This is a genomic window from Streptomyces sp. NPDC024687 (assembly GCF_055559055.1).
Genome location: NZ_JBVHLJ010000009.1, coordinates 307290 through 332131, shown reverse-complemented (window position 1 = coordinate 332131; position 24842 = coordinate 307290). Strand labels below are relative to the sequence as shown.

At 70.4% G+C, this 24842-nt stretch carries 24 protein-coding genes; 10 read left to right on the top strand and 14 right to left on the bottom strand.

What is annotated here, in order from left to right; genetic code table 11:
• Positions 1-5: 5 nt before the first annotated feature.
• Positions 6-1760 carry an arginine--tRNA ligase gene (gene argS / locus ACZ39I_RS32350; protein WP_467248483.1) on the bottom strand — a complete coding sequence of 585 codons (1755 nt, stop codon included), beginning with the start codon at positions 1758-1760 and terminating at the stop codon, positions 6-8.
• Positions 1761-1908: 148 nt separating this feature from the next.
• On the opposite strand from argS, the gene lysS reads away from it, so the two are divergent.
• Positions 1909-3657 (top strand): lysine--tRNA ligase, encoded by a 1749-nt coding sequence (gene lysS, locus ACZ39I_RS32345; protein ID WP_467248482.1) that lies wholly within the window; start codon positions 1909-1911, stop codon positions 3655-3657.
• 51 nt (positions 3658-3708) lie between these two features.
• On the opposite strand, the gene ACZ39I_RS32340 is transcribed toward lysS, so the two are convergent.
• The 3 genes from ACZ39I_RS32340 to ACZ39I_RS32330 all read right to left on the bottom strand — a co-directional run bounded on the left by ACZ39I_RS32340 (position 3709) and on the right by ACZ39I_RS32330 (position 6942).
• Positions 3709-4968: a DUF2637 domain-containing protein gene (locus ACZ39I_RS32340; protein ID WP_467248481.1), complete on the bottom strand. Its 1260-nt coding sequence runs from the start codon at positions 4966-4968 to the stop codon at positions 3709-3711.
• 119 nt (positions 4969-5087) lie between these two features.
• Positions 5088-5993 (bottom strand): DUF3558 domain-containing protein, encoded by a 906-nt coding sequence (locus tag ACZ39I_RS32335; RefSeq protein ID WP_467248480.1) that lies wholly within the window; start codon positions 5991-5993, stop codon positions 5088-5090.
• A 133-nt stretch (positions 5994-6126) separates the two neighbouring features.
• Positions 6127-6942, bottom strand: a complete 816-nt coding sequence (locus tag ACZ39I_RS32330) for a DUF3558 domain-containing protein (RefSeq protein ID WP_467248479.1) — start codon at positions 6940-6942, stop codon at positions 6127-6129.
• Positions 6943-7147: 205 nt separating this feature from the next.
• Here ACZ39I_RS32330 and ACZ39I_RS32325 point away from each other — a divergent pair, with 205 nt between their 5' ends.
• Positions 7148-8341 carry an RtcB family protein gene (locus tag ACZ39I_RS32325; protein ID WP_467248478.1) on the top strand — a complete coding sequence of 398 codons (1194 nt, stop codon included), beginning with the start codon at positions 7148-7150 and terminating at the stop codon, positions 8339-8341.
• 7 nt (positions 8342-8348) lie between these two features.
• Here the strand turns inward: ACZ39I_RS32325 and ACZ39I_RS32320 are convergent, their stop codons facing one another.
• The 3 genes from ACZ39I_RS32320 to ACZ39I_RS32310 form a co-directional block, all read right to left on the bottom strand.
• Positions 8349-8483 (bottom strand): hypothetical protein, encoded by a 135-nt coding sequence (locus tag ACZ39I_RS32320; RefSeq protein WP_352390767.1) that lies wholly within the window; start codon positions 8481-8483, stop codon positions 8349-8351.
• A complete protein-coding gene (locus tag ACZ39I_RS32315) occupies positions 8480-9256 on the bottom strand; it encodes an SDR family NAD(P)-dependent oxidoreductase (RefSeq protein ID WP_467248477.1) in 777 nt (258 codons plus the stop codon). The genes ACZ39I_RS32320 and ACZ39I_RS32315 overlap by 4 nt, the downstream gene beginning before the upstream one ends.
• Before the next feature lie 117 nt (positions 9257-9373).
• The gene (locus ACZ39I_RS32310) at positions 9374-9709 is read right to left on the bottom strand and encodes a YnfA family protein (protein WP_467248476.1); all 336 of its coding nucleotides are present in this window, start codon (positions 9707-9709) and stop codon (positions 9374-9376) included.
• Between the two features lie 130 nt (positions 9710-9839).
• On the opposite strand from ACZ39I_RS32310, the gene ACZ39I_RS32305 reads away from it, so the two are divergent.
• The gene (locus tag ACZ39I_RS32305; protein ID WP_467248475.1) at positions 9840-10301 is read left to right on the top strand and encodes a hypothetical protein; all 462 of its coding nucleotides are present in this window, start codon (positions 9840-9842) and stop codon (positions 10299-10301) included.
• Between the two features lie 28 nt (positions 10302-10329).
• Here ACZ39I_RS32305 and ACZ39I_RS32300 read toward each other — a convergent pair whose 3' ends face one another.
• Positions 10330-10731: a winged helix-turn-helix transcriptional regulator gene (locus ACZ39I_RS32300; RefSeq protein ID WP_467248474.1), complete on the bottom strand. Its 402-nt coding sequence runs from the start codon at positions 10729-10731 to the stop codon at positions 10330-10332.
• Positions 10732-10857: 126 nt separating this feature from the next.
• Here ACZ39I_RS32300 and ACZ39I_RS32295 point away from each other — a divergent pair, with 126 nt between their 5' ends.
• From ACZ39I_RS32295 to ACZ39I_RS32275, 5 genes are all read left to right on the top strand, one after another.
• On the top strand, positions 10858-11748 hold the full coding sequence (locus tag ACZ39I_RS32295) for an NADP-dependent oxidoreductase (protein WP_467248473.1): 891 nt from the start codon (positions 10858-10860) through the stop codon (positions 11746-11748).
• A 341-nt stretch (positions 11749-12089) separates the two neighbouring features.
• On the top strand, positions 12090-13181 hold the full coding sequence (locus ACZ39I_RS32290; RefSeq protein ID WP_467248472.1) for an LLM class flavin-dependent oxidoreductase: 1092 nt from the start codon (positions 12090-12092) through the stop codon (positions 13179-13181).
• Entirely contained in the window at positions 13178-13789 is a 612-nt protein-coding gene (locus tag ACZ39I_RS32285; RefSeq protein ID WP_467248471.1) for an FMN reductase, read from the top strand. Before ACZ39I_RS32290 ends, ACZ39I_RS32285 begins: the two co-directional genes overlap by 4 nt.
• Positions 13790-13875: 86 nt before the next feature.
• Positions 13876-14592, top strand: a complete 717-nt coding sequence (locus tag ACZ39I_RS32280; RefSeq protein WP_467248510.1) for a response regulator transcription factor — start codon at positions 13876-13878, stop codon at positions 14590-14592.
• Positions 14593-16017 (top strand): sensor histidine kinase, encoded by a 1425-nt coding sequence (locus ACZ39I_RS32275; RefSeq protein ID WP_467248470.1) that lies wholly within the window; start codon positions 14593-14595, stop codon positions 16015-16017.
• Between the two features lie 297 nt (positions 16018-16314).
• On the opposite strand, the gene ACZ39I_RS32270 is transcribed toward ACZ39I_RS32275, so the two are convergent.
• The 3 genes from ACZ39I_RS32270 to ACZ39I_RS32260 are packed head-to-tail and all read right to left on the bottom strand — an operon-like array spanning position 16315 to position 19920.
• A complete protein-coding gene (locus ACZ39I_RS32270) occupies positions 16315-17157 on the bottom strand; it encodes a PaaX family transcriptional regulator (RefSeq protein WP_467248469.1) in 843 nt (280 codons plus the stop codon).
• 52 nt (positions 17158-17209) lie between these two features.
• Positions 17210-18580 carry an alpha/beta hydrolase family protein gene (locus tag ACZ39I_RS32265; RefSeq protein WP_467248468.1) on the bottom strand — a complete coding sequence of 457 codons (1371 nt, stop codon included), beginning with the start codon at positions 18578-18580 and terminating at the stop codon, positions 17210-17212.
• Positions 18577-19920 carry an MFS transporter gene (locus ACZ39I_RS32260; RefSeq protein ID WP_467248467.1) on the bottom strand — a complete coding sequence of 448 codons (1344 nt, stop codon included), beginning with the start codon at positions 19918-19920 and terminating at the stop codon, positions 18577-18579. Before ACZ39I_RS32260 ends, ACZ39I_RS32265 begins: the two co-directional genes overlap by 4 nt.
• Positions 19921-20081: 161 nt before the next feature.
• Here ACZ39I_RS32260 and ACZ39I_RS32255 point away from each other — a divergent pair, with 161 nt between their 5' ends.
• Both ACZ39I_RS32255 and ACZ39I_RS32250 read left to right on the top strand, forming a co-directional pair.
• Positions 20082-20717 (top strand): RNA polymerase sigma factor, encoded by a 636-nt coding sequence (locus ACZ39I_RS32255; RefSeq protein WP_467248509.1) that lies wholly within the window; start codon positions 20082-20084, stop codon positions 20715-20717.
• A complete protein-coding gene (locus ACZ39I_RS32250; RefSeq protein ID WP_467248466.1) occupies positions 20714-21760 on the top strand; it encodes a CU044_5270 family protein in 1047 nt (348 codons plus the stop codon). The genes ACZ39I_RS32255 and ACZ39I_RS32250 overlap by 4 nt, the downstream gene beginning before the upstream one ends.
• A gap of 4 nt (positions 21761-21764) precedes the next feature.
• Here the strand turns inward: ACZ39I_RS32250 and ACZ39I_RS32245 are convergent, their stop codons facing one another.
• The 3 genes from ACZ39I_RS32245 to ACZ39I_RS32235 form a co-directional block, all read right to left on the bottom strand.
• A complete protein-coding gene (locus ACZ39I_RS32245; RefSeq protein WP_352390752.1) occupies positions 21765-22796 on the bottom strand; it encodes a LacI family DNA-binding transcriptional regulator in 1032 nt (343 codons plus the stop codon).
• Positions 22797-22873: 77 nt separating this feature from the next.
• Positions 22874-23710, bottom strand: coding sequence for an ATP-binding cassette domain-containing protein (locus ACZ39I_RS32240; RefSeq protein WP_057608088.1), 837 nt, complete (start codon positions 23708-23710; stop codon positions 22874-22876).
• Positions 23707-24720: an ABC transporter permease gene (locus ACZ39I_RS32235; RefSeq protein ID WP_467248465.1), complete on the bottom strand. Its 1014-nt coding sequence runs from the start codon at positions 24718-24720 to the stop codon at positions 23707-23709. Before ACZ39I_RS32235 ends, ACZ39I_RS32240 begins: the two co-directional genes overlap by 4 nt.
• Between the last annotated feature and the right edge of the window lie 122 nt (positions 24721-24842).

The window sequence follows — 24842 nt, the reverse complement described above, 5'->3', positions numbered from 1 at the left end:
CGGCGTCAGAGCTTCTCGGGCGTCCTGATGCCCAGCAGCGCCATGCCCTTGTGCAGGGTGCGGGCCGTGAGGTCGCACAGGAACAGGCGGTTCTCGACCTGGGCCGGGGTGTCCGCCTTCAGGACCGGGCACTTGTCGTAGAAGGACGTGTACAGGGAGGCCAGCTGGTAGAGGTACGCCGCCAGCTTGTGGGGGGCGTACTCCGCGGACGCCTCGAAGACCGTGTCGCCGAACGCGTCCAGGTGCAGGCCCAACGCCCGTTCCGCCCCGGCCAGTTCGATGTCCGGGTGGGCGGCCGGCCGTACCTCTCCCGCCTTGCGCAGGATCGACCGGATACGGGCGTACGCGTACTGGAGGTACACGGACGTGTCGCCGTTCAGCGAGACCATCTGGTCCAGGTCGAACTTGTAGTCGCGGCTGGGGGACGTCGACAGGTCGGCGTACTTCACCGCGCCGATGCCCACCTGCGTGGCCCGCTCCTGGATCTCGTCCTCGGTGAGGTCCTGCGCCTTCTCCCGTACGACCTCGGCGGCCCGCTGCACCGCCTCGTCCAGCAGGTCCTCCAGCCGTACCGTCTCGCCCTCACGCGTCTTGAACGGCTTGCCGTCCGCGCCGAGGACCGTGCCGTAGCCCATGTTGTGCGCGGTGACGCCCTCGCTCAGCCAGCCCGCGCGCCGGGCCGCCTCGAAGACCATCTTGAAGTGCAGGGACTGGCGTACGTCCACCACGTAGAGGAGCGTGGTCGCCTGCAGGTCGACGACCCGGTTCCTGATCGCCGTCAGGTCGCTCGCCGCGTAGCCGAAGCCGCCGTCCGCCTTCTGCACGATCAGCGGGACCGGCTGGTCGTCCTTGCCGCGGATCTCGTCGAAGAAGACGACGAGCGCGCCCTCGGAGCGGACCGCGACGCCCATCTCCTCCAGGAGGCGGGCGGTCTCGGGCATGCCCTCGTTGTACGCCGACTCGCCGACGATCTCCTCGTCGCGGATCTCCATGTCCAGCTTCTCGAAGACCGAGTAGAAGTAGACCTTCGACTCGTCCACGAACTGCTGCCAGAGTTCGAGGGTCTCCTTGTCACCGGACTGCAGGGCGACGACCCGCTTCCGCGCCCGCTCCTTGAACTCCTCGTCGGAGTCGAAGACCACCCGGGACGCCTTGTACACCCGGTTCAGGTTCGACATGGCCTGCTCGCCGTCGACCTCGCCCGGAGGGGCCAGCTCGCCCGGGTTCTCGATCAGGTACTGGATGAGCATGCCGAACTGGGTGCCCCAGTCGCCGATGTGGTGCCGGCCGATCGTCTTCTCGCCGGTGAAGTCGAGCATGCCGCGCAGGGCGTCGCCGATCACCGCGGAGCGCAGGTGGCCGACGTGCATCTCCTTGGCCACGTTCGGCTGGGCGTAGTCGATCACCGTGATGCCGGGCTCGTCCTTGAGCGGTACGCCGAGACGGGCGGTGTCCGCGTAGCGCGCGGCCAGGGTCTCGGTGATCGCCCGGTCGGTGATCGTGACGTTCAAAAAGCCCGGGCCCGAGACCTCGACGTCCTTGATCACGTCACCGGTCTCGATCCGCGAGACGACCTGCGTCGCCAGGTCCCTCGGGTTCGCCTTCGCCTTCTTGGCGAGCGCCAGGATGCCGTTCGCCTGGAAGTCGGCCCGGTCGCTGCGTCGCAGCAGTGGGTCCGCGGAGGCCTCCGGCAGCGTGGCCGAGATCGCGGAACCGAGCTGCTGGTTGACGGAGTCGCTGAGGGACGTGACCGGGGCCATGGACGTGGGTGCCGTTCTCCTCGGGGGATCAGATAGACACGGTCAGTATCCCATGGGGGGTAAAGCGGTTTTCTCCGGCGCGGGGCGGTCTGGGAGAATGAGGTGTCCATCAAGCCTTCAGTACTCCAGTACTTCAGTAAAAGAGGACGTGCCGATCGTGGCTCAGAGCACCGAGACCACCGACTGGGTCTCCCGTTTCGCGGATGAGGTCATCGAGGAGTCGGAGCGTCGGGCCCCCGGCAAACCCGTGGTCGTCGCCTCTGGGCTCTCCCCGTCCGGACCCATCCACCTGGGGAACCTCCGCGAGGTCATGACCCCCCACCTGGTCGCCGACGAGATCCGGCGCCGCGGCCACCAGGTGCGGCACCTCATCTCCTGGGACGACTACGACCGGTACCGCAAGGTGCCGGCCGGTGTCACCGGGGTCGACGAGTCGTGGGCCGAGCACATCGGCAAGCCCCTGACCTCCGTGCCCGCGCCCAAGGGGTCCGCCCACCCGAACTGGGCCGAGCACTTCAAGGCCGCCATGGTCGACTCGCTGGCCGAGCTCGGCGTCGAGTTCGACGGGATCAGCCAGACCGCGCAGTACACCTCGGGCGTCTACCGCGAGCAGATCCTGCACGCCATGGCGCACCGCGGGGACATCGACGCGATCCTCGACCAGTACCGCACCAAGAAGGCCCCGGCCGCAGCGAAGAAGCAGCAGCAGAAGCCTCTCGACGACGCCGAGGTCGAGGCCGCCGAAGGGTCCGGCGCGGCCGCCGAGGACGACGGCTCCTCCGGATCCGCCGGGTACTTCCCGTACAAGCCCTACTGCGGCAACTGCGAGAAGGACCTCACCACCGTCACCTCCTACGACGACGCCACGACCGAGCTGTCGTACACCTGCAACGCCTGCGGGTTCTCCGAGACCGTCCGGCTCAACGAGTTCAACCGCGGCAAGCTCGTCTGGAAGGTCGACTGGCCGATGCGGTGGGCCTACGAGGGCGTCGTCTTCGAGCCCAGCGGAGTCGACCACTCCTCGCCCGGCTCCTCCTTCCAGGTCGGCGGGCAGATCGTCGGGATCTTCGGCGGGAAGCAGCCGATCGGACCGATGTACGCCTTCGTCGGCATCTCCGGGATGGCGAAGATGTCGTCGTCCAAGGGCGGAGTGCCCACGCCGGGCGACGCACTGAAGATCATGGAGCCGCAGCTCCTGCGCTGGCTCTACGCCCGCCGCAGGCCCAACCAGTCCTTCAAGATCGCCTTCGACCAGGAGATCCAGCGGCTCTACGACGAGTGGGACAAGCTGGACACCAAGGTCGCCGACGGCTCCGCGCTGCCGGGCGATGTCGCCGCGCACTCCCGCGCGGTGGGCACCGCCGGCGGGCCGCTCCCGACGACGCCCCGGCCCCTGCCGTACCGGACCCTCGCCTCCGTCGCCGACATCACCGCCGGGCACGCGGACCAGGCGCTGCGCATCCTCAGCGACCTGGACCCCGACAACCCGCTCTCGTCGCTGGACGAGGCCCGGCCCCGCTACGACAGGGCCGAAGCCTGGATCAACACCCAGGTGCCCGCCGACCAGCGGACCATCGTGCGCAGCGAGCCCGACGCCGAACTGCTGAAGTCCCTCGACGAGGCATCCCAGCAGTCGCTCCGGCTGCTCCTCGACGGGCTGGCCTCGCACTGGTCGCTCGACGGGCTGACCCACCTCGTGTACGGCGTGCCCAAGGTGCAGGCCGGATTCTCCGCGGACGCCACGCCCAAGGAACTGCCGGCCGAGATCAAGACGGCTCAGCGGACGTTCTTCGCGCTGCTCTACCAGCTGCTGGTCTCCCGGGACACCGGGCCCCGGCTGCCCACGCTGCTACTGGCCGTGGGCCAGGAGCGGGTCCGGGCGCTGCTCGGGGAGTAGGCGGTACGGAAAAGGGGGCCCTTCGGTGAGGAGGGCCCCCTTTCGCGTGTCTCAGGCGATGTGGTCTTCCTGGAGCTCCGCGGTGTGACGGTTCGTGAAGCGGTTGACCATGCGCTCGGCCTCCCGCTGGGGGAGCACGACGCCGTACGTCGCCTCCACGTCACCCCGGAGCTGGCCGGGAGAGGGATAGCTGCCGTCTATCGACTTCTTGAAGACCTGGTAGAAGTCCTCCTCCGTCGGTTCCGGAGTGCCACCGCCCTCACCGAGCTCCCGGGTACGGCCGTTGCTCACCGGAATGGGAAAGCTGCCCGTCTCCTCCATCGAGGGCTCCCTGGGGGGCTCCTCGTACTGGATCTGCTGCAGCTCGTACTGCTCGGCCTCCATCTGCTCCTCGTACCACCGCTCGTACTGCTCCGCGGGGTCGTAGTTCGGGTTGTAGCCGCCGTGGTACTCGATCTGCTGCGGGGCCTCGAACCACGGGCTCAGGTCGGGCTCCGGTTCCTGCTGGGCCTGCGGCTGCCGCGAGGTGCCGTTCAGCTCACGGCGCTGCTCACCGGCAGGCGCGGCCCGCTGCGGGTCGGGAGCCGCCCCGGCGTCACGAGCGCCCGCGACCACGTCGACCGCGGGAGCCGGCGGAAGCAGGACCGGCTCGATGCCCGCCGCCGCCAGTCCCGCCGGAGCAGTCTCCGCCAGCGGAACCCCGTACCTGGCCAGCCGGAGCGGCATCAGGGACTCCACCGGAGCCTTGCGACGCCAGGCCCGGCCGAAGCGGGAGTGCAGACGGGCCTGGTAGACAAGGCGGTCCTGCTCGAGCTTGATGACCTGATCGTAGGAGCGCAGCTCCCACAGCTTCATCCGGCGCCACAGCAGGAACGTGGGGATGGGGGAGAGCAGCCAGCGGGTGAGGCGGACCCCCTCCATGTGCTTGTCCGCCGTGATGTCCGCGATCCGGCCGATCGCGTGCCGGGCCGCCTCCACCGACACCACGAACAGGATCGGGATCACCGCGTGCATACCGACGCCCAGCGGGTCCGGCCAGGCCGCCGCGCCGTTGAAGGCGATCGTGGCGACCGTCAGGAGCCACGCCGTCTGGCGCAGCAGCGGGAACGGGATGCGGATCCACGTCAGAAGCAGGTCAAGGGCGAGCAGGACGCAAATGCCTGCGTCGATGCCGATCGGGAGGACATAACTGAAGTTCCCGAAGCCCTTCTGGAAGGCGAGTTCACGGACGGCCGCGTAGGACCCCGCGAAGCCGATGCCGGCGATGATCACGGCGCCGAACACGACCACGCCTATGAGAATGCGATGCATTCGAGTCAGCTGCATGGGCGCGGACACCCGTACTCCCCTCCCTGTACCTGTTGTTGCGCGCAACAGAGTGGCACATATGTGCTGCGCACGGATGGCCGGTACGTGCCGTCAGTACTTCTTCAGCCCGACTTCGCGGCCGACTTGGACGGAGATGCCGACTTCGAGGCGGACCCGGACGCGGACTTCGAGGGCGCCGCGGACGGGGACGCCGACTTCGACGGGGCCTTCGAACCCGAGGCGGACCCAGACGGGGCCGGGCTCGCCGCACCCTCGCCGTTCGCCGCCGCCACCGCGGTCACCGTCTCCTTGGCGGCCCGCTCCGCGAGCTTCGCCAGGCTGTCCGCGCTCGGCGCCTTGTCACCGGCCAGACCCGCGCCGTTGTAGTCGACGGTCACCACGACGTTCTCCACGCGCGTGACCACCGTCTGCTGCTTGAAGGCGCCTTCCTTCTTCTTCAGGTCGTAACGCACCAGCGTCGCCGCGTCACCCGTCCCCGACACCGGCTGCGCCTTGGCGTTCTTCGCACCGGCCACCGACTGGGCGTCCTGAATCTGCTGCTCGTAGTACTTCTGCGCCTGCGCCTCACCCGTACCGCGCGAGGTGTCCGACTCGAAACGCAGCAGAGACACATTCAGCCAGCGGAACTGAGAGCCCTTCACCCCGTTGTTGTCGAGGCTGCTCCACGAGCAACTGCCGCGCGTACCCGCCTCCGACGTGCCCTTCTTGCCGGCCTTCGGTGCCTCGGGCACCAGCGACTTCAAGGTCTTCGCGGACAGCACCCCGCACGACTCGGGAAGCGACTTGTACGCCGCCGCCTGCACCGTGGGCGCCGCACTCGCGGAGGCCGACACCGTCGCACCGGCGTCCGCGGCCTTGTCGCCACCGCTGCCGGAGCCGGAGTCGCCGGAGTCGGAGGAGCAGCCGACGGCGATCAGCATCACCGGGACTGCGGCCGCGCAGACAAGGACGCGGTGAAGACGCTTCGCTCGCTGAACACCCTGGTCACGCTCTGCTCGTCGCTGCATGGTTCCTTCACTCATGACGCTTGTGGTTCCTGCCGTCGGATCGGGTCCGAGGGGCCACGGTACGCGGTGAGCATGCTGTGCGGTCCAGCTTCGAATGCCTCGTGCGCACGGGTGAGGGGCGTGTGAAGAGCACTCAGCCCGACAGCGACCCGGCCAGCTGAGAGGCCAGTTTCCGGGCGTTGTCCTGCATTTCCTTGCTGTCCGGGGTCACGCCGATCGTCGTCGGCTGCTCCTCGTACTCGATGGTCACGATCACGTTGGACGTGCGGAACGCCACAGTCACCTTGCGCTGCTGAGCCGTCGAACCCGAGTTGCTCAACACGTCGTCCAGGAACGCCTCGTCGCCCAGATCGTCCAGCACACGGGGCTGGAGATCCGACGGCGGAGTGGACGCCGAACCGCTCGGACTCGCGGAACCACTCGCAGTGGCCGTGGGAGACGCCGTGGGACTGGCGGTGCCGCTCTCCTCCACGTCGGACACGGCACTGGACGTCGCCGCCACCGGCAGATCGGCCTTCTCCTCGGTCTGTGCGAAGAGCTGCTGCGCCTGACTGTCGTCGCTGACCGCGTTGTCGTACGACACCACGCGCTCGAAGTCGACCGACAGGTACTCGGTGGCGTCCGTGGCCTCCACCTTCCAACGGCAGCCGACCTTGCGGTCGGTGTCGTAGGTGAGCGTGGCCTCGCCCTCGTACGCCTTGGCCCGCTGTTCCTCGTCGGCGATCTGCTGGATGCCGGGCAGCAGCACGTCCAGACTGCTCTGGCCGACCACGCCACAGGCCTCGGGCAGCGTGCGGTACTTGCCGGGCTGCGCCACGGCGGACGCGGTGCCGGCGTCACCGGGATTGGCGTTGTCCGTCGGGGTGTCACTGCCGGAGCTGCCGGTGCAGCCGGCCAGCACCGCCGCGAGGAGGGCGGCGACACCGGGTACGTAGGCCTTCCGCTGCACGGTGGGGCTCCTCTCGGAATGTCTCCGACTCGTGGGGATCTCAGTGTCCCCGCAGGTTATTCGCTTGCCGCACGGGGGCGTCCCCAGCAGACAATGTGTATCGCACGCACTGCCGTGAACGCCGGTCCGTCATCCCATTCGTCGACCTTGGCGCCGGTTTTGCGATTCAAGACTTCTGTTTACTTTCCGGGGGAATGAGGACGATATGTCGTACGTGGAGATGCCGGGCGCCAAGGTCCCGATCCGCATGTGGACCGACCCGGCGACCGTCGAGGACGTGGCCCTGCAGCAGCTGCGCAACGTCGCGACCCTGCCGTGGATCAAGGGCCTCGCAGTGATGCCGGACGTGCACTACGGCAAGGGCGCGACGGTCGGATCCGTGATCGCGATGCAGGGTGCGGTGTGCCCGGCGGCGGTGGGAGTGGACATCGGCTGCGGCATGTCGGCGGTGAAGACGTCCCTGACGGCGAACGACCTGCCGGGCGACCTGTCCCGGCTGCGCTCGAAGATCGAGCAGGCCATTCCGGTGGGGCGGGGGATGCATGACAGCCCCGTGGAGCCGGGGCGGTTCCATGGGTTGGCGACCGGTGGGTGGGACGACTTCTGGGGGCGGTTCGACGGGGTTGCGGATGCGGTGAAGTTCCGTGGGGAGCGGGCGGCAAAGCAGATGGGAACGCTCGGAGCCGGCAACCATTTTGTCGAAGTGTGCACGGATACGACCGGTTCTGTCTGGCTGATGCTGCACTCGGGTTCCCGGAACATCGGCAAGGAACTCGCCGAGTTCCACATAGGCGTGGCCCAGAAGCTCCCGCACAACCAGGGGCTGGTCGACCGGGACCTCGCCGTCTTCATCGCGCAGACTCCGCAGATGGCGGCGTACCGCAACGACCTGTTCTGGGCGCAGGAGTACGCCAAGTACAACCGCACGATCATGATGGCGCTCCTCAAGGACGTGGTCCGCAAGGAGTTCAAGAAGGCGAAGCCGACCTTCGAGGCGGAGATCAGCGCGCACCACAACTACGTTGCCGAGGAGCGCTACGACGGCATGGACCTGCTCGTGACCCGCAAGGGCGCGATCCGGGCCGGTTCCGGTGAGTTCGGCATCATCCCGGGGTCCATGGGGACCGGGTCGTACATCGTGAAGGGCCTCGGCAACGAGAAGGCCTTCAACTCGGCCTCGCACGGCGCGGGTCGGCGTATGAGCCGCAACGCGGCCAAGCGGCGGTTCTCGACGCGCGACCTGGAGGAGCAGACACGGGGCGTGGAGTGCCGTAAGGACTCCGGTGTCGTGGACGAGATCCCGGGCGCCTACAAGTCGATCGACCAGGTCATCGACCAGCAGCGGGACCTGGTGGAGGTTGTGGCGAAGCTGAAGCAGGTCGTCTGCGTGAAGGGCTGAGCCGCGCTCACTTCGGGGCGTGCGTCACCGCGTAGATCATGACGAAGGCCACGATGTGGATGCCGAAGAGGAAGTAAGCGAGCCACCACCACATGTGGCGTTCGTCGTGGGGGTCCTGCGGGTCTTTCCGGTCCCCGGTCACAGGTCCCTGTGGACCTTCGTGTTGGAGGCCTGGGCGCGGGGGCGCAGGACCAGGAGGTCGACGTTGACGTGGCTGGGGCGGGTGATTGCCCAGGTGATGGTGTCGGCCACGTCGTCGGCGGTGAGGGGTTCCGCGACGCCCTGGTAGACCTTCTCCGCCTTCTCCTGGTCGCCGCCGAAGCGGGTCAGGGCGAACTCGTCGGTCTTGACCATGCCGGGCGCGATCTCGATGACGCGGACGGGACGGCCGACGATCTCCAGGCGCAGGGTCTCCGCCAGGACGTGGGCGCCGTGCTTGGCGGCGACATAGCCCGCGCCGCCCTCGTAGGTGCCGTGGCCCGCCGTGGAGGAGACGACGACGACCGTGCCGTCGCCGCTCGCGTCGAGCTTGGGGAGCAGGGCCTGGGTGAGGTTCAGGGTGCCGATGACGTTCGTCTCGTACATCGAGCGCCAGTCCGCGGGGTCGCCGGTGGCGACCGGGTCGGCGCCGAGGGCTCCGCCGGCGTTGTTCACGAGGACGCCGACCGTCTTGAAGGCGGAGGCGAACTCGTCGACCGCCTCGCGGTCCGTCACGTCCAGCTGGTAGGCCGTCGCCTGGTGGCCCGCCGCGTTGATCTCCTCCGCGAGCGCCTCGATACGGTCCTTGCGGCGGGCGGTCAGGACGACGCGGTAGCCGGCCGCGGCGAGCTGCCGTGCGGTGGCCGCGCCGATTCCGCTGCTCGCCCCGGTGACGATCGCGATCCGGGACGCGGGGGACGGGGCGGCGGGGGCCATGGCTGCTCCTCGGGCGGGCGTGGGTACGGACTTCCGCCAGGATAGGTCGGCCGTAGTCCGAGACTCCGGGCGGTCCGTATCGCGGGCCGGTCGGCGAGATGTCCTGAGTACGGCCGCTCAGTCGCCCCGCGGGGCGTACATGATCACCGCCATGCCCGCGAGGCAGATCAGCGCGCCCGCGATGTCCCAGCGGTCCGGGCGGTAGCCGTCCGCCGCCATGCCCCACAGGATCGAGCCGGCCACGAAGATGCCGCCGTACGCGGCGAGGATGCGGCCGAAGTGGGCGTCGGGCTGGAAGGTGGCGACGAAGCCGTAGGCGCCGAGGGCGAGGATGCCGCCCGTGGTCCACATCCAGCCGCGGTGCTCCCGTACGCCCTGCCAGACCAGCCAGGCGCCGCCGATCTCGAAGAGGGCGGCGACGACGAAGAGGGCGGCGGAGCGGGCTACGAGCATGCGGGCCAGCTTCGCACGGCGGGCTGCCGGGGCCGGCGTCACCTGATGGAGGGCGCCTGTCGGCCGACGTACGTGGGATACATCCCTGCGACCGCGGCGGTTCGGGCGGCTGGAGCGAGGAGTGGGTGGCATGCGGGTGCTTGCGGTGTGGGGTGCGGTGGTGGTGGCGCTGGTGGCGGGTGGGGGTACGGCGGTCGCGGTCGGCGGGCCCGAGGCGGATCTGGCGTATCACGGGGCCGCGTCCCTGTCCGGCGGGCAGGTGGACGTGCGGTTCACGCCGCGCAATCACGGGCCTGCCGCCGTGCCGGACGCGACCGTACGGCTGCGGTGGTCGGAGCCGCTCGTGGACGCGCAGACGCTGCCGAAGGGGTGTGCGCGGTCCGAGGAACGGGTGGTGTTGTGCGCGGTGGGGGCGCCGGCGGCGGACGGGGTGGGGGAGCGGGTCGACCTGCGGGTGCGGCTGCGGGGGGTGCCGTCGGAGGTGGTGCTGGAGATCGACACGGTGTGGAACGGCGGGACGGTGGACGGGAACCGGGAGAACGACCGGCAGCGGGTGCTGGTGCTGGACAGTGGGGACGAGTACTACTTCTGACGGGCAGAGGCTCTGGGTGGATCCGGCGTCAGTCGGCCGCGGCGTCGTAGCGGTCTCTCGCCTCGTGGACTTCCTCGATGTGTGTCTCCGCCCAGCGCTTCACCGCGGTCAGCAGGCCGGCCAGGCTGTGGCCGAGGGCGCTGAGTTCGTAGTCCACGCGGACGGGGACGGACGGGGTGACCGTGCGGGTGAGGATGCCGTCGCGTTCCAGGGAGCGCAGGGTCTGGGTGAGCATCTTGGGGCTGACGCCGGCGATCTTGCGGCTGAGGTCGCTGTAGCGCATGGGGCCGGTGGACAGGGCCGAGACGACGAGGCTGACCCACTTGTCGCTGAGGCGGTCCAGGAGCTGGTTGGTGGGGCAGCCCTTGATGAACGCGTCGTACTCCTCGCGCGCCTGTTCGCGCCGCTGGGCCGCCGTCATGGTCGGCATGGCTCACCTCCGGGATATGTAGGCACCTTCAGGTAACTACTTACCAATGGATAGTAGCTCTTCCTAGGGTTGTTGACAGCGACGGAGATACCGGAGCGAACAGTGACCAATGGGGAGTTTCCAATCATGCGTGCTGCTGTGGTGAGGACCTTCGGCGGGCCCGAGGTCGTCGAGGTGCTGGAGAGCGAACTGCCCGAGCCCGGGGCCCGGCAGGTGCGGATCAAGGTCGCGGGTGCCGCGCTGAACCCGGTGGACCTGGGCGTGCGGACCGGCTTCTTCGGTGGAGCGGGCAAGCAGATCGGTCTCGGCTGGGATGTCGCGGGGACCGTGGACGCGGTGGGCGTCGCGACGGTGTGGAGCGTCGGGGACGAGGTGGTGGCGCTGCAGGGGGGTGTGGCGAAGGCGCTGGGCACGCACGCCGAGTACGTCGTCGTGGACACGGACGCGGTGGCCAAGGCGCCGGTCACGGTCGACGCGGTGCACGCGGCGACGCTGCCGCTGAACGCCCTGACCGCCGTACAGGCCCTGGATCTGCTGGAGTTGACCGAGGGGCAGTCGCTGCTGGTCACCGGGGCGGCCGGTGCGGTCGGCGGGTTCGCCGTCCAACTCGCCGTCCACCGGGGGGTGTCGGTGGTGGGGCTGGCTCGGGAGGGGGACGAGGAGTTCGTACGGTCACTGGGGGCGGCGGAGTTCACGACCGCCGTCGCCGCTGCCGGGACGGTCGATGCCGTACTGGACGCGGCGGTGCTCGGTGAGGCGGTGCTGGAGCGGGTGCGGGACGGGGGTGCCTACGTCGGTGTGCTGCCGGGGGCGCATCCCGGGTCGGTGCGCGGGGTGCGGACGGCGTCCGTCGCGGTGGAGGCGGACGGGGCGCGCCTGGCCGAGCTGGCGGGGCTGGTGGACAAGGGGGTGCTGACGCTGCGGGTGGCCGGGACGTACGCCCTGGACGAGGTGGTCAAGGCGCATGTCCGGCTGGAGGAGGGGGGTGTGCGGGGACGGCTCGTGCTGGTGCCGTAGGGGGTGGCCGGGTGGGGGTGGGTGCGGTTGTCGGGCGGCCGCGGGTGCGTTGTGGCTGGTCGCGCAGTTCCCCGCGCCCCTTGGTGGGTGGGGTGGCCGTCGGTGGTGTGTGGCCGTGGTTGTGGTGGGCCGGGTGGGGCTGTCGGGCTCGCTTTCGCGGCGGAGCCGCACATCGACACGGCCCCGCGCCCCTGGGTGGGTGCGGTGGCCGTCGGTCCTGGTGGCACCGGGGCGGTGGAAGGAAGTCGTCGGGGATGCCGTGGGAATAGGTGTGGGGGTGGTGTCGTTCTCCGGGCACGCGGTTATAGTTGAACCGTAAACAACCTGGAGGGTGAGCGACCATGCAGTTCGGGATCTTCAGCGTCGGCGATGTCACGCCGGACCCGACGACCGGACGTACGCCGACCGAGCGCGAGCGGATCAAGGCCATGGTCGCGATCGCGTTGAAGGCCGAGGAGGTCGGGCTCGACGTCTTCGCGACCGGTGAGCACCACAACCCGCCGTTCGTGCCGTCGTCGCCGACCACCATGCTCGGGTACATCGCGGCGCAGACCGAGAGGCTGATCCTCTCCACCTCCACCACGCTGATCACCACCAACGACCCGGTGAAGATCGCCGAGGACTTCGCGATGCTCCAGCACCTGGCCGACGGCCGGGTGGACCTCATGATGGGCCGCGGGAACACCGGGCCGGTCTACCCCTGGTTCGGCAAGGACATCCGGGAGGGCATCAACCTCGCCATAGAGAACTACGCCCTGCTGCGCCGGCTGTGGCGCGAGGACGTCGTGAACTGGGAGGGGAAGTTCCGGACACCGCTCCAGGGATTCACCGCCACGCCGCGCCCGCTCGACGGCGTCGCGCCGTTCGTCTGGCACGGGTCCATCCGGTCTCCCGAGATCGCCGAGCAGGCCGCCTACTACGGCGACGGGTTCTTCCACAACAACATCTTCTGGCCCGCCGACCACACGAAGCGGATGGTCGAGCTGTACCGGGCCCGGTACGCCCACTACGGGCACGGCACCGCCGAGCAGGCGATCGTCGGGCTCGGCGGCCAGGTGTTCATGCGGCGCAACTCCCAGGACGCCGTGAAGGAGTTCCGGCCGTACTTCGACGTCGCGCCCGTCTACGGGCACGGACCGTCCCTCGAGGACTTCACCGACCAGACCCCGCTGACCGTGGGCTCCCCGGAGCAGGTCATCGAGAAGACGCTGAAGTTCCGCGAGTACGCCGGGGACTACCAGCGCCAGCTGTTCCTCCTCGACCACGCCGGACTGCCCCTGAAGACCGTCCTGGAGCAGCTCGACCTGCTGGGCGAGGAGGTCGTACCGGTGCTGCGCAAGGAGTTCGCGGCCGGGCGCCCGGCCGGCGTCCCGGAGGCTCCCACCCACGCGTCCCTGCTGGCCGCCGGGCAGAACAAGGAGGTCGTCGCATGAAGCTCGTCGTCGTGTCCGCAGGGCTGAGCGTCCCGTCGTCCACCCGGCTGCTGGGGGACCGGCTGGCCGCGGCGGTGGGACGGGCGACCGAGGTGGACATCCAGGTCGTGGAGTTGCGGGAACTCGCCGTGGAGATCGCGCAGAACTTCACCAACGGGTTTCCGGGGCGCGCCCTGGCCTCTGCGCAGGACGCGGTGGCCGGGGCCGACGGACTGATCGTGGTGACCCCGGTGTTCTCGGCGTCGTACAGCGGACTGTTCAAGTCGTTCTTCGACGTCCTCGAGCCGGAGGCACTGGAGGGCAAGCCGGTGCTGATCGCGGCGACCGGTGGCTCGGCCCGGCATTCGCTGGTGCTGGAGCACGCGCTGCGGCCGCTCTTCGCCCACCTGAAGGGCGTCGTCGTGCCGACCGGGGTGTACGCCGCCTCGGAGGACTGGGGCGCCGAGGGGCTGGACGGGCGCGTCGAGCGGGCCGCGCGGGAGCTCGCGGGGCTGATGGGCGGGCTGTCGGCGGTCCGCGGGACCCCGCGCCGGGCCCCGGCCACGGACGGCTTCGTGGACGTGGTGCCCTTCGAGGAGCAGCTTGCCGCGTTGCGTCCGACGGGGTGAGAGGCCAGTAAGAAGGGTCCCCGGTGAGCTGCTCATCACGTCGTACGACTCGGCGGGCACGGCACACTGAGGACGTGTCCCACAACGTGCTGCTCGCCGAAGACGACCGCGCCATCCGTCACGCCCTGGAGCGCGCCCTGACCCTGGAGGGCTATCGGGTCACCGCGGTCGCCGACGGCGTCGAGGCGCTGGCGCAGGCCCACCGGACGCCGCCGGACGTGCTCGTTCTCGACGTGATGATGCCCGGCATCGACGGACTCCAGGTCTGCCGGGTGCTGCGCGCCGAGGGCGACCGTACGCCGATCCTCATGCTGACGGCGCTCGTGGAGACCCAGGACCGGATCGCCGGCCTGGACGCGGGCGCCGACGACTATGTGGTCAAGCCCTTCGACGTCGAGGAGGTCTTCGCCCGGCTGCGGGCCCTGCTGCGGCGGACCAGCCCCGACGGGATGGCTCCCGCGGTGGGCGCGGTGGTGAGGGCCCCGGCGCCGGAACTGCCCGAGGGGCGGATCGAGGCGGCCGGGCTGCGCATGGACATCCAGGCGCGGCGGGCCTGGCGGGGGACGCGCGAGCTGGAGCTGACCCGTACCGAGTTCGAGCTGCTGGAACTGCTCGTGCGGAACGCCGGCATCGTGCTCGACCACTCGACGATCTACGACCGTATCTGGGGCTACGACTTCGGGCCCGGCTCCAAGAACCTCGCCGTCTACGTCGGCTATCTGCGCCGCAAGCTCGACGAGCCCGGCGCCCCGCAGCTGATCCACACGGTGCGTGGCGTGGGTTACGTGCTCCGGGAGGACTGAGTGGGGCGGCTGGCTCGGCTGTGGGCCCGGCCGCGGCCCCGGCTGCTGTCCCTGCGGACCACGTTCGCGGTGTCGTTCGCCGCGGTGACGGCGGCGGTGACCGTGCTCGTCGGGGTGCTGTCCTACAGTGCCGCCGCGCGGCTGGTGCGGGTGGACCAGGAGTCGGTGTTCGACCAGGTCGTGCAGGATCTGCGGGGCGAGGTCCGCCAGCAGCGGATGACGCCGGAGGACTTCTCGTCCTCGGCGCCGGGCCATGACCTGGTACGGCCCGCCCGTACGGATGTGCAGGTGCTGGGGCCCACCGGCGCGGTCGCCGATCCCGGGCGACCCGGGCTGCCGGTGATCTCCGGGGACCGGCGGGTCGCGGCCGCCGGTGCGGCCGGGCGGATGGTCCTGCACAAGGAGGTCTCGGTCGGCAGCGACGTGTACCGGATCGCCACCGTCTCGCTGGGCGGCGGGCGGGGTGCCGTGCAGGTCGCGCAGGAGTTCAGCGACACCGAGGATCTGCTGCGGGCGCTTCAGCAGCGGACGTTTCTGCTCATGGCGGCGGTCGTGGTGGGCGCCGGGCTGTTCGGGTGGTGGCTGGCCCGGCGGATCACCCGAAGGCTGGTGATCCTCACGTCCGCAGCGGAGGACGTGGCGCGGACCCGGCGGCTGGGGATCGAGGTGCCGGTCACCGGGTACGACGAGGTGGGGCGGCTGGGACGGGCCTTCGACCGGATGCTGGGGCGGCTCGCGCAGTCCGAGGAGGACCAGCGGCGGCTGGTGCAGGACGCGGGGCACGAGCTGCGGACGCCGCTCACGTCGTTGCGTACGAACATCTCGCTACTGCGGCGGATCGACGAGCTGCCGCCCGCCACGCGCGACGAGCTGGTCGCCGATCTCACGCAGGAGGCACGGGAGCTGACCGATCTGGTCAACGAGCTGGTCGACCTCGCGGCGGGGCAGGCGGCCAACGAGCCGCCGCAGCGGGTGGATCTCGCCGATGTCGCGGAGGAGGTGGCGGGGGCCGCCCGGCGGCGGATCGGGCGGGAGGTTCTCGTGCACGCGAGCGGTTCGACGGTGACGGACGGGCGGCCGGGGATGCTGCAGCGGGCGGTGTCGAACCTGGTCGAGAACGCGGCGAAGTTCGACCGGGACGGTACCGCTGCGATCGAGATCTCGGTGTCGGGGTTCACGGCGGCCGGGCCGGTGCGGGTGGAGGTGCTGGACCGGGGGCCAGGGATCGCCGAGGCCGATCTTGTGCGGGTGTTCGACCGGTTCTACCGGGCGGCGGACGCGCGGTCGTTGCCGGGGTCGGGGCTGGGGTTGTCGATCGTGCGGGAGGTTGCGCTGTCGCACGGAGGGGCGCCGTTTGCGTATCCCCGGGAGGGGGGCGGGACGGTGATCGGGTTCACGGTGGGTGGGGACGCCTCCGGCGGTTGAGCGGTCTCTGTCTGCGGGTTCGGCGGGGGCGGGCGTTGTGCGCAGTTCCCCGCGCCCCTGAATGCCTGCGGCGGCCCGCTCGCCCCGGTGGAGCGGACGGTCCGTCCTGGCACAGGTGACCGCAACCCCCTAGGGGCGCGGGGAACTGCGCGATCAGCCACAACGAACCCGCACCCGCACGACAACCCGACCCGGCACCCCTTAGGCGCCCGGTTCAAGCCCAGCGCAGCGGCACCGCGGGGAACTGCGCGACCGGCCCCCACCGGCCCGCAGCCGCTCGACCACGTCAAACGTGTCCTAGCTGCGCAGTGGGGTCGTTTCCAAAGTTGCTCGTGCTGCCTTCAGGGCTGGGTGGGTCTGCTGGGCGACGCGGTGGAAGGTTTCCTGGGCCGGGCGGGCCGGCCAGGCCGGGGGGAGGTGGCGGGCCGGGAGTCTCGGGTCCGTGCGGATGGTGCGGAGCCAGTCGCTGACCAGGCGCAGGCGGGTGCCGATCGGGTCGTCGTCGGTGCCGTTGACCAGGTGGGCGCTCCAGCGCTTGTCGAAGGCGACATAGCGGGCGGCGATGGACTCCAGGTCCCAGGTGTCGCGGATCATCTGCTCGATGTCGGTGACCTCGGCGGCCCGGGCGTGGAAGATCTTGACGTGGGCCGTGAGACCGAGGTCGGTGACCACGGCGGAGACGTCGACGTGGCCGGGGGCGATCCACAGGCCGCTGTAGAGGGCGCCGAAGCCGGACCAGGTGAGGCGTGAGCGCAGGTCGTGGCGCTGGCGTTTCCAGGAGTCGGGCAGGGAGAAGGCGAGCAGGGTCCAGGAGCCGTCCCAGTCGTCGTTGACGGCGCCCTGCTTCCAGATGCGGGTGCGGCCGTCGATCAGGACGCGGGTGGCCTGCGGGGTCAGGCCGAAGAACATCTTGCGGCCCTCGCGCTGACGCTGGAGCAGGCCCCGGTTGACCATGCGGGTGAGGGTGGAGCGTACGGCCTGTTCGCCGACGCCCACGCGGCCCAGGACGTCGATGATGCTGCCCGAGTAGACGCCCAGGTTCCCCTCCTCCAGGACGTGGTTGCCGAAGAAGGTGAGCATGAGGGACTGCGGGCGCTGCTGCGGCCCCTCCGCGGTGTCCAGGATGTCGTCGTCCTCCACGGGGGCAAGGGTACGGCCGCCCGCCGACCGTTCGGCAGGCGGTCGTACGAGGTCACCGGCGGTCGGCGGGGTGGGCAAGGTCGTAGGGGCGCAGGTAGGGGGTGGGGCGGTACTGGACGTAGCGGGCGGGGGTGGTGGGGTCGGCCGCGGTGGCGCGGGCGTTGAGGGACGCCGGGTCGGTGCCCTGCCAGTGGCCGGTGGTCAGGCGGTCCTCCAGGGTGTGGAGGGCGGCCAGTTGTTCGGCGGTGCTGAAGGTGCAGTGGCCGGCGTTGTCGACGTAGGCCTGGCGCAGGAGGGGGGCGGAGCCGGCGGCCGTCACCGCGCGGCGCAGGGCACTCTCCGTCTGGACGGGGACCAGGGGGTCGCCGATGGTGTGGATGGAGAGCTGGGGCTTGGCCAGCTTGCCGGTGAAGCTGCTGGTGCTGCTCATCCACGACACGGCGTTCTGGTCCGCCTTGATGCGCGGGGCCCGGTTGAGGGCGGCGAGGTCCCTGGTCAGGGAGAGGCCGGCCTTCTTGTACAGCGCGGTGACCTCCTTGCGGACGGAGGACTGGGCGAGCAGCCTCGCGTAGTCGACGCCGGTGTTCCAGGACATGTTGCCGCCCGCCCGGACCTCGGCCTCCTGGCGCCGGTTGAAGGCGGCGATCTTGATCAGGCCCTTGACGGCGTCGTACTGGTTGGCCTGCTGGGCGTCCCAGTCGGTCGCGGCGGGGCGGGTCTGGGTGGGCGCGTTCCAGACCGGGATGTTGTGGAGGGCCGCGGCGAGGGCGATACGGGCCCGGCCCTCGGCCGTGGACTGGGCGGAGTCGACCTTGGCGGTGAGGGTGTTCGCCGCGTCGGTGGCCGCCTGCTGGGTCGGGAGGTTCACCAGGGGGACGTCGGAGCCCAGGAGCGTCTTGAGGGCGAACACCGGGTCGAGGGTGTTGTTCCAGTTGGCGACTCCGCCGTGGACCAGGCCGCACATGGAGAGCGAGCCGTCGATCGCGTCCGGGTGGCGCTCGGCTATCGCCGTGGTGACCAGGCCGCCGTACGACCGTCCCCAGGCGAGGGTGCGGGAGGCCGGGCCGAAGCGGGTGGTGAAGGCCTTCAGGGTGGCCATCTGGTCGGGGACCGCGTCGGTGACCGCCCAGCCGGTGGACGCGTACGAGGAGCCGATGAGGGCGTAACCCTGCTGGAGGAGAAGGGGCTTGGTGGCCGCGTCCGGAGCGTCCTGGGCGGGGTTGGCGGGGCCCGCGTTGTAGCCGTGGCTGAACAGGAGGACGGTGCCGTTCCAGTTGGTGGGGACGTCCATCATGTACGTGGCGCCGGAGGGGAGTTGACCGTCCACGTGGGTGGGGTCCGTGTCGGCCGCCGTGGCCGCGGGTGCGGCGGTCAGGGTGAGCAGAAGCGCCGTCGCGCAGGCGATGCGGGTGCCGTGCCTCATGCGGTGATCTCCTCCGTGTGGGGGGTGGTGGGGAGTTCGGGGGCGGATTCGTCGCCGAGTGAGGTACGGCTGGTCTCGCGGACGAACCACACCGTCAGGGCCGTGATCAGCGAGCCGCCGCACAGCAGGAGGGCGACGGGGGTGCCGTTGCCGCTGCTCGCGACCAGGCTGCCGGCGATCATCGGGGAGAACCCGGCGCCGACCAGCGTGGCGCCCTGGTAGCCGAGCGAGGCGCCGGTGTAGCGGACCTTGGTGCCGAACATCTCGCTGAACAGGGCGCCGAGGGGGCCGTACATCAGCGACTGGGAGATGCCGTGGCCGATGACCACGGCCAGGATCAGGGCCCCCGACGACTTGGAGTCGACCAGCGCGAGGACGGGGAACGCGGTGGCGGCGGACAGGATCGCGCCGGTGAGGACGACCGGGCGGCGGCCGAACCGGTCGGAGAGCGCGGAGCCGCAGGGCAGCACGACCAGGGCGACCGCGGCGGAGACGGTGAGCGCGGTGAGCACCTGCGGCCGGGGATAGCCGATGCCGGTGGCGTACGCGATCAGGTAACTGGTCAGCAGGGACTGGGCGGTGAAGGCGCCGATGCCGACGCAGCAGGCCAGCAGCACGGGCTTCGGGTGGCGCAGGACGTCGAGGACGGGGAGCCTCGACTCGGCGCGGTCCTTCTTCACCTCGGCGAACAGAGGGCTCTCGACCACCTTGAGGCGGACGAACAGGCCGACGCCGAGCAGCAGGACGCTCAGCAGGAACGGCACGCGCCAGCCCCAGGCCGCGAACTGGTCCTTGGGGAGGGTGGAGACCAGGGCGACCACGGCGGCGGAGATCAGGGAGCCGAGCGGGGCTCCCATCTGGGTGGAGCTCGACCACAGGCCGCGGCGGCGCTCGCCCGCGTGCTCCACGACCATCAGGGTCGCGCCGCCCCACTCGCCGCCGATGGCGATGCCCTGGACCACGCGCAGGGTGATCAGCAGGACCGGTGCCCACACGCCGATGGTGTCGTACGTGGGCAGCAGGCCGATGAGGAAGCTGGCGCCGCCCATCAGGCCCATGGTGAGCAGCAGCATGTTCTTGCGGCCGAGGCGGTCGCCGAAGTGGCCGAAGACGACGCCGCCGATCGGGCGGGCCACGTATCCGGCGGCGAAGGTGCCGAACGCGGCGATCGTGCCCACGGCGGGGTCGGCGCCGGGGAAGAACAGTTCGCCGAAGGCGAGGGCGGCGACGGTGCCGTAGACGAGGAAGTCGTAGAACTCGACGGCGGTGCCGAGCAGTCCGGAGAGGGCGACTCGGCGGAGTTGGCGGGTGCGTTCTGCTGCGGTGGGGGACGGGGACATCGCGGTCTCCCTTGAGCGGGGGAAGGACACCGCGAAATTAGGCTGTCTGGTGACTGTCGTCAATAAAGTGCACAACATTGACAGGGAAGCGATGGGGGAGTGTGACGTGCATCACTGGAACCCGTTGATCCGCCCGGGCAGTTGAGAGCGTGACCACAGATATGCGAACCCGGATACGGGCCGGGGATCCGGACGCCTTCGCGGAGCTCTACGACCAGTGCGCCCGCTCGGTGTACAACCACGCCTTCCGGCTGACCGCCGACTGGTCCGTGGCCGAGGACGTCATGTCGGCGACGTTCATGGAGGCCTGGCGGCGCCGGACGTCGGTCGAGGCCGACGGGGGCTCGCTGCGGCCCTGGCTCCTCGGCATCGCCACGAACGTCTCCCGGTCCCACTACCGCAGCAACCGCCGCTACCGGGCCGCGGCCGGCGCGGCGGCCGCGGCGGGGGTGGCCGAGGTCGCCGACCATGCCGAGGAGACCGCCGGGCGGGTCGACGACCGGCGCCGGATCGCCGCCACCCTGACCGCGCTCGGCTCCCTGAGACGCCCCGAACGCGAGGTCCTGGTGCTGTGCCTGTGGGAGGGGCTGGAGTACGCCGACGCCGCCCGCGCCCTCGGCATCCCCGTCGGCACCGTCCGCTCCCGGCTGTCCCGGGCCCGCGGCAGACTGCGCAAGCTCGCCGAGGCCGAACTGGCCCAACCAGCAGGAAGAAACTGGGAACTCACCCGAACGAACCGGCAGATAACAGGTGATCGCGACTACGTGATCCGGTCCGCACAGGAAGGAAACCGATGAACGCCAGCCCCTCCCAGCCGCACCCGGCCGAGTGGACGGAGACCCAGGGTCTTCTGCCCTCCGTGGAGCGGGATCTGCCGGCGGGCCGCCACCAGTTCCACAAGGAGCAGATGATGGCCCAGATCCGCGAAGACCTCCGTACCACCGCCGTCGCCCCCGTGCGCCGCAACCCGTTCCTGCGCCGGGCGATCCTGCTGCCCGCGATGGCCTGCGCCCTGGCCGGCGCGGTCGTGGGCGGCCTCGCCCTGACCGGCGGCGATGACGCGAACACCGCCCTGGCCACCGGGCCCGCCCTGACCACCCGGATCGGCACCGCCGACGCCCGGGGCGCCGACCGCCTGCTCGACCACATCTCCCTGGCCGCCGCCGACACCTCCGAACCCGCCGTGCGCGACGACCAGTTCGTCTACATCGGGTCCAAGGTCGCCAGCACCTACGAGAAGACGGTCGACGACAAGACCACGCTGGTCAGCGAGAAGCTGCACTCCCGCCAGGTCTGGCAGTCCCCCGACGGCAGGAACGGCTGGCTGATCGAGCCGGGCAACACGAGCGAGGACGGCATCACCCTGGCCGGACCGAACCCGCTCCGCTCGGCCTACCACCGGCTCACCCAGCTGCCCACCGAACCCGGGGCCCTGCTGCGGAAGATCTACCAGGAGTCGGACGCCAACCGCGATCCCGAAGTCCCCCGCGACCAGGCCGCCTTCGTCGCCATCGGCGACCTGCTGACCGAGAGCTACCCGCCCGCCCGCCTCACCGCCGCGCTCTACAAGGCCGCCGCCGAGATCCCCGGCGTCGTCGCCGTGGACGACGCCGTCGACGCGGTGGGGCGCCACGGGGTCGCGATCGCACGGCTCGACGAGCAGAGCGGGCAGCGCACGGAGTGGATCTTCGACAAGAAGACGTACGCGTTCCTCGGCGAGCGCAATGTGCAGGTCGAGCCGAGCGACACCTTCAAGAAGGGCACCGTGACGCACACCATCGCCATCACTCAGCGGGCGGTCGTCAACGAGATGAAGGAGGTGCCGGGGCAGGCGGGCTGACGGGTCAGGCCCGTTGCAACCGGGGGGCGGGCCGCTCGCCCGAGCCGCGCACGATCAGCCGTGTCGGCACGGTGATGGTCCGGGCCCGGGTGCGGTCGCCGTCGAGGCGGGACAGCGCCGTGGTCGCCGCCGTACTGCCGATCTCCTCGGGGACCTGGGCGACGACGGTCAGGGCCGGTTCGAGCGCCTCGGCGAGCGGGACGTCGTCGAAGGAGACGACGGCGACGTCCTTGCGTCTGCTGCGGGCGAGTTCGGCCACTATCCCCAGGGCGACGATGTTGTTGCCGGCGAACAGGGCCGTGGGGGGATCGGCCAGGCCGAGGAGCCGGGAGGTCGCGGCCGAAGCCCCTTGCTGGTCATGGGCGTTGGTGACCAGGGAACGGTCGTAGGGCAGGCCGGCCCGCTCAAGTGCCTCCCGGTACCCGGCGAAGCGCTCACGGCGGGTGTAGAGCTTGACCGGCAGGTCACCGACGAAGCCGATCCGGCGGTGGCCGTGGGCGATCAGGTGGGCGACACCGTCGTGGGCGCCGGTGCGGTTGGAGCTGACGACGCTGTCGGCGGCCAGGCCCGCTCCGGGCCGGTCGATGAACACGACGGGCAGCCCCGTGGCGCGGTGGGTCTTGAGGTGGGAGTGGTCGGCGCCCACGGACGGCACGACCAGCAGGATGCTGACGCGGCGGGAGAGGAACTTGTCCGTCAGGGCGCGTTCCCGGTCCGGGTCGTCGGCCGAGGAGCCCATGAGCAGGGTCAGTCCGCGGTCGCGGACCGTGTCCTCGATACTGCGGGCCACCGCTCCGAAGAACGGGTTGCCGAGGTCGGGGACGACCAGACCGATGGTGGTGTCGGGCCCGCCGACGCGGATGTTGCGCGCCATCAGGTTCGGCTGGAAGCCGAGTTTGGCCACGGCGGCCAGCACTTGCTCCCTGGTCTCGGCCGACGCGGGCCCGTCCTCGTTGAGAACGCGGGAGACCGTCTTGGCACTGACGCCCACTTCGCGGGCGACGTCGGCCAGGGTCGGGCGGCGGTTCGCTGCCATGGAGGAAACCGTCTCCTGTGCTCGTCGGGTTCCGGCCGCGGCCTCGGCCGGATGCCGTCGAGTGTCGAGTGCTGTGGTCAGGTGGCCTGGACGCCCGCGGCCTTCGCGGCCTCGGAATCCGCTACGACAGTACCTCCGGCGTCATCGACGGTGAGCGCGCCCGTCATGATGGCGACGACCTCCGCCATGGAGTAGTCGGAGGGCTTGATCAGGGCGGCCCGCCGGCCCAGCCGGTGCACATGGATCCGGTCGGCGATCTCGAAGACGTGCGGCATGTTGTGGCTGATCAGAACGACCGGCATGCCCTTGTCCCGGACCCGCCGGATGAGGTCGAGGACCTGCCCGGACTCCTTGACGCCGAGCGCGGCGGTGGGTTCGTCCATGACGACGACACTGCGGGCCCAGGCGACGGAACGGGCGACCGCCACGGCCTGCCGCTGGCCCCCGGAGAGGGTCTCGACCGACTGGGTCAGCGAGCGCAGTCCGATCTTCAGGTCGGCCATGTGCTCGGCGGCCTCCTGGCGCATGCGCTTCTTGTCGAGCATGCGGAAGACACTGCCGAGGACACCGGGCCGGCGCAGCTCGCGGCCGAGGAACACGTTCGAGGCGATGTCCATCGAGGCCGCCACAGCCAGGTCCTGATAGACCGTCTCGATACCGTGGGCGCGGGCACTCTGCGGTCCGGAGAACTGGATGGGCTCGCCGTTGAGGCGGATCTCGCCCGCGTCGGGCGTCACCGCACCGGTAAGTGCCTTGATGAGGCTGGTCTTTCCGGCGCCGTTGTCGCCGATCACGGCGAGCACCTCGCCGGGCAGCAGGTCGAAGTCGGCGCCGTCGATGGCGGTGACCTGGCCGTAGCGCTTGACGAGACCGCGGGCCTGGAGGATCGGGGTGGGGGAGTCGAGGGCGGTCATCGGGCCTTCTTCCGGGAGATCTGGTCGACGGTCACCGCGAGGATGACCAGGACTCCGGTGATCAGGGTCTGGTAGATCGAGGCGACGCCCATCAGTTGGAGCCCGTTGCGGAAGACCCCGACGATCAGGACGCCGATGAAGGTGCCGAGGACCGAACCGCGGCCGCCGAAGAGGCTGGTGCCGCCGAGGACCACGGCCGTGATGCTGTCGAGGTTGTCGGTCTGTCCGGCCTGCGGGTCGCCGACTCCGGTGCGGGAGATGAGGAGCAGGGCGGCGACGCCGTAGAGGAGACCGGCGACGGTGTAGACGCCGATGGTCAGGCGGGAGGTGCGGATGCCGTTCAGCCGCGCGGCTTCCGGGCTGTTGCCCAGGGCGTAGACGTGCCGGCCCCAGCCGGTGCTGCTCAACGCGTAGGCGAGCAGCAGGAACAGGGCGATGGTGACGAGGGAGCCGTAGGTGATGTCGGTGTGGCCCATCGGGAAGGTCTGCCCCAGGGCCGTCAGCGGGCCGGGCAGGTTGGTGACCGTCTGCTCCTCGGAGTAGATGTGGGTCAGCGCGAACGCCACGTTGAGCATGCCGAGGGTGACGATGAACGGCGGCAGCGGGATCTTCTGCACCAGCAGCCCGTTCACCAGACCGAAGCCTCCGCAGACGACCAGGCCCAGCGCGATGGCGACCAGCGGGGGCAGTGAGCCCTCGGCGGCCATCTTGGCGATCACGATGCTGCCGAACGCCATCACCGCGCCGCACGACAGGTCGATGCCCGCGGTGAGGATGATCAGGGTCTGGCCGATGGCGAGGGTGCCGACGACCATGACCTGCTGCACGATCAGCGAGAAGTTCCCGCCGGTGAGGAACTGGTCGGAGGAGACGGCGAAGAAGACACAGGCGAGAAGGAGGGCGACGAGCGGGCCGGTGGTCGGCGCCGTGATCAGCCTGCGGGCCGTGGTCGGCGCTTTGAGCTCGGCGTACGGCGATGAGGTGCTCGGAGGCGTGGACGTGGCGGTCATGCGAAGTCCTTGTCGGAAGACAGAAGTCCTGGTGGGACACGGGGGCGGCCGTCCCCGGGTCGGGGAGGAGCGGGGCCGGCCGCCCCGCTTGGGGGAGAGGCGAAGTCGTACGTCCGCTGGGG